This is a genomic window from Mesorhizobium sp. M7D.F.Ca.US.004.03.1.1, from assembly GCF_003998635.1.
Classification (GTDB): Bacteria; Pseudomonadota; Alphaproteobacteria; order Rhizobiales; family Rhizobiaceae; genus Mesorhizobium; species Mesorhizobium loti.
Genome location: NZ_RZQG01001087.1, coordinates 1 through 1,811 on the forward strand (window position 1 = coordinate 1; position 1,811 = coordinate 1,811).

3 protein-coding genes are annotated in these 1,811 nt (G+C 64.4%); 2 read left to right on the forward strand and 1 reads right to left on the reverse strand.

Annotation, left to right across the window (positions count from 1 at the left end; translation table 11 throughout):
- The coding region (locus EN935_RS34150) for a glycosyltransferase (protein ID WP_127374131.1) at positions 1–873 on the reverse strand (873 nt) is incomplete at its 3' end.
- Here EN935_RS34150 and EN935_RS34155 point away from each other — a divergent pair.
- On the forward strand, positions 853–1,047 hold the full coding sequence (locus EN935_RS34155; protein ID WP_109660521.1) for a hypothetical protein: 195 nt from the start codon (positions 853–855) through the stop codon (positions 1,045–1,047). The genes EN935_RS34150 and EN935_RS34155 overlap by 21 nt on opposite strands.
- Positions 1,048–1,209: 162 nt before the next feature.
- The coding region (locus EN935_RS34160; RefSeq protein WP_127374132.1) for a DUF1972 domain-containing protein at positions 1,210–1,811 on the forward strand (602 nt) is incomplete at its 3' end.

A 1,811-nucleotide genomic window follows, 5' to 3' on the forward strand; every position in this document is an offset into this window, starting at 1 on the left:
GCCATAGGCCATTGCCTCGATGGCGACGCGCCCGAGCGATTCGGGACGCCGCGACGGCACGGTGACGATATCGGCCCAGCGGTAATGCTCCGAAGGGTCAGGCACGAAGGGCAAGACGCTGACGCGCCCGGTGAGACCCATCGTCTCGACCAGTTCGGCCAAAGCGCGCTCGCGCTCGGTGCTTTCGAAGGCGCCGCCGACCAGCCGCACCTCGATCCTCGACTGGAGTTCCGCCGGCATCGCGGCGATCGCCTCCAGCAGGATCTCCTGCCCCTTGATCCGGTTGATGCGGCCGAGCAGCAGCACCCGCAACGGGCGCTTGCCGTCATAGGTGGTCGGTTCGACCGCCGCCGGCCCGGCAACGCCGTTGTAGACGACATGCGTGCGCGCGGTCTTGGGATCGCCGAACGCGGCGCGCGTTGCGCGCGAGTTGAAGATCAGATCCGCATGGCTCCAGTGCATCAGGCCGACGAGTATCCTGCGCATGGCGCCTTCGGGGATTTCGTGGATGTGCAGGACGGCCTTGTGAGGCAGCAAGCGCGCGGCCAGCGCATAGTCGGCCACGATCGAGGTGTTGACATAGACGAGGTCGCATTCCCTGAGGCGCCGCCACGCCCTGAACACGGCAATAGGCAATCGCGCCATCTCGACCGTCGCAAGGCGCGCTATGGCCTGACGCCTCAGCACCCAGAGCGGTTCAAAGACGATGCGGCTGGCATGCGTTTCCAGGATCTGTACGATCGGCCCGCTGCGCGGCAAGACCACCTCGATGTCGGCCGACGGAAACGCGGCGCGCAACGCAGCAACGCTCTCCGCGAAGCTGCGGTCGGAACCATAGAGTTCATAGCCCTGATGAACACAGGCAATCCGCATCTTTGTATCCCGCCAGGTGCTGCTACCATCGCGCTCGACGAGGGTGTGCAGAATCCTTGCCGCAAGAATCATGCCTGGTTCGATATGCCCGGCTATCAGTTCGATATGCCCGGCTATCGGCCGCACGACCCTGGCAATGCCTCGTTTCGATACAGCTACGCACAGAAGGGTTGACCGAGAATGAAACAACCACCGGGTTCAACACCGTTTTTTTACAACCCCACGCGATGATCACCCGCCAGTACGCCGAAAATCGGCGGATGGCATGGAAGTTGCCACCTGCTTCCTAAGAATTAAGCAGCAGCTAATATATAGCATCCGAAAGTGCCACCAGCCATGAAGCCAGAGACGCCCGCCATTCTGATCCTGGGGACCCGCGGCATACCCGCGGCCCATGGCGGCTTTGAAACCTTTGCCGAAAGACTGGCGCTGTTTCTTGTCGGGCGAGGCTGGAAGGTCGCCGTCTATTGCCAGGATGAGGTCGAGCGGATCGACCAGCGGGTGCGCAGCGAAACCTGGCGCGGCATCGAGCTCATTCACATCCAGGTTGCCTCCAAGGGGCCGCGCGCGACATTGGAATTCGACTGGCAATGCGTCCGCGACGCCGCCAGCCGGCCGGGCGTCTGCCTGGTGCTCGGCTACAATGGCGCGATCTTCCTGACCTGGCTCAGGCTGAAGCGGCGCAAGATCTTCACCAACATGGACGGCATCGAGTGGCGCCGCCCCAAATGGGGCATGGCGGCGCGCACCTGGTTCTGGCTCAACGAATGGATCGGCGCGTGGGCCTCGCATCGGCTGGTCGCCGATCATCCCGCCATCGCCGATCACCTGGCGACGCGCCGGCCGCGCAGCGCCATCGCCACCATCGCCTATGGCGCCGATCCGGTGACATCGGCGCCGGAAGCGCCGGTGCGGGCGCTCGGCCTCGAGCCCGGGCG

What these genes read in the sequence shown, in the direction of transcription:
- EN935_RS34155 (WP_109660521.1), top strand. Translation starts at nt 853, where the DNA reads ATGAACACAGGCAATCCGCATCTTTGTATCCCGCCAGGTGCTGCTACC.